Origin of the sequence: uncultured Campylobacter sp., from assembly GCF_938045345.1 — a bacterium.
Classification (GTDB): domain Bacteria; phylum Campylobacterota; class Campylobacteria; order Campylobacterales; family Campylobacteraceae; genus Campylobacter_B.
In genome coordinates, this window is the sequence record NZ_CALIMS010000052.1 from 1 (window position 1) to 1,998 (window position 1,998).

General features: G+C 50.1%; 3 protein-coding genes. All 3 read right to left on the bottom strand.

The window, feature by feature from the left end; translation table 11 throughout:
- Nucleotides 1-545 (bottom strand): cytochrome c biogenesis protein ResB (locus Q0144_RS08975; RefSeq protein ID WP_298063482.1); only part of this gene is annotated, 545 nt, incomplete at its 3' end.
- A gap of 15 nt (nucleotides 546-560) precedes the next feature.
- Complete coding sequence (nrfD, locus tag Q0144_RS08980) at nucleotides 561-1,532, bottom strand: NrfD/PsrC family molybdoenzyme membrane anchor subunit (RefSeq protein WP_298063484.1); 972 nt, start codon at nucleotides 1,530-1,532, stop codon at nucleotides 561-563.
- Nucleotide 1,533: 1 nt separating this feature from the next.
- The coding region (locus Q0144_RS08985; RefSeq protein ID WP_298063485.1) for a 4Fe-4S dicluster domain-containing protein at nucleotides 1,534-1,998 on the bottom strand (465 nt) is incomplete at its 5' end.

Below are 1,998 nucleotides of genomic sequence, written 5' to 3' on the forward strand. Positions count from 1 at the left end.
CCCTCAAAGCCCGCTTTTACCGCGAGCGTTCCCTGCTCGCCTTTGGGCGCGGGTTTGTAGGAGCCAAATTTGACGGTGAAGTTTTTAGAATTTATACTTTGCGTGAAGCTAAAATCGTTATCGCCGATTTGAGATAGATTTAGCGGGTGCTCAAATAGCGCGTCTTGCGTGCGGATTTGCAAGTATGGTTTGACGCTTACCATCTCGTTTTCGCTTTCGCCCGCCCTTACGTGCAGCACGCCCTCGGTGCCAAAATAACGCGTCAGCGCCGCGCCGATAAAGATGACGATAAATGCCGCATGAAGCACGAAAGAGCCGAAGCGGCGCCACATTTTGGTTTTAATTATAATGCCGAGCAGGCTAAGCGTCGCCCCGCCCATGACGCACTCATACCAGCGCGCCTCATAGACTAAAATTTTAGCCGTTTGCGTGTCATAGATGCTCTCTAAAAAGGTCGCGACGCCGGCACCTGCGGCTAGAATAAAAAGGAGGCAGAGCGCGAACTTGTAAGAGATGAAAAATTTTAATATTTTTAGCGCGCTCATTAACCCTCCGCAGTTTTACATTATTATATCGTAAGTTTGTCCCGCGTATAGTATAAACATCCTAAGAAGCAGCACGCCCATGACGCTGGCAAGCGCGCTCGCGTAGAACGCAAACGCGGTGTGGGCGATCTTTTTGCCCAGTGCGAAATTTAAAGCGAGCGGTACGCAAAAGCCTACGCCCACGACGCCTAGCCAAAACATCTTCGCATAAAATCCCTCGCTAAATGCGACGCTGGCGGCTTTTTGCACGTCGCTGCCCGTGATGAGCGAAACGAAAATCATGCCGATTAGTAAAATTTCCATCGCTAAAACCGGCCACTCGACTGCGTGTAAAGCTTTAAGATCGCCTCCGTGCAGCTCCGCTTTAAAGAAAAGCGCGGCTATTAGGCTAGATCCCGCGATGCCCGCCGATAAGCCAGACGCCACGAAAAGCGCAGGCAAAACGGCTGTATTAAGGATAGGAAATCTAACTAAAACCGAGATCAAAAAGCCGGTATAGGCGCAGATCGCGACCGCAAAAACTAGCGTAAGCGCAAGAAGCAGTGGGCGAAGCGCGTTTAAAATTTTCATTACGAGCGTGAAAAGCCCTTTTAAAAAAGTAAGTCTACGCGATAAAAATCCGCTAAGATCAGCTTCAAACGCATAAAGGCAGGCTACGAAGCTAAGCGGGATATAGACGCAAAGCGCCGCCACGCCCACGGACATAACCGAAGTAAAGTTGTAATTGATCAAAATTTTCCAAAAAAGAAGCGGTCGCTCTAAATCGGCTACCAGACAAACCATACCGAGTAAGATCGCTACGAAAGATAGCAGCGACGCAGCCTTAAATAGCGGCGTGCTTTCGGTTTGCTTTTTATAAAATTTGACGAGGATCGCGACTATCAAAGCGCCGCCGCTCATGCCCGCTAGCAAAAGATAAACCGCGATCGGCCAGCCCCACTCCACGCCGTGCGAGAAGGTCGCAGTGAAATTTATAGCTCCGTTCATATCACACCCCCAATCTAACCGCAGGAATATAGCGCAGGCTCGGCTTCGTGCCGCACTCAGGATGCATTCGCAGGCTGTCTTTTACGCGAAGTAGCTTGCTGATGTGCGAGCTTTCGTCGTTTAGATCGCCGAATACGATCGCCTCGTATCTGCACGCCTCGATGCAGGCAGGCTCGTGACCGTCCTTTAAATTCGTATCTAAGCAGAAGTTGCAGCTCTCCGCGGCTCTTGTTTCGTGATTTATAAAGCGCACGTCGTAAGGACAGGCGACGATGCAGTATTTACAGGCGATGCAATCGTCGGTGTTCATCGTCGTGATGCCGGTTTTTTCATCCTTGTGGCAGGCTTTTGTCGGGCAGACGTTCACGCACGGCGCGTCCTCGCACTGCTGACAAGATACTCTAACATAGCGCTTTTCTTTCAAATTTAGCGGATCGGTTTTATCCTGGATAAAAAGCCTCATCTG

Coding starts and splice junctions, on each gene's coding strand:
- nrfD (WP_298063484.1), bottom strand. CDS start 1,532: ATGAACGGAGCTATAAATTTCACTGCGACCTTCTCGCACGGCGTGGAG.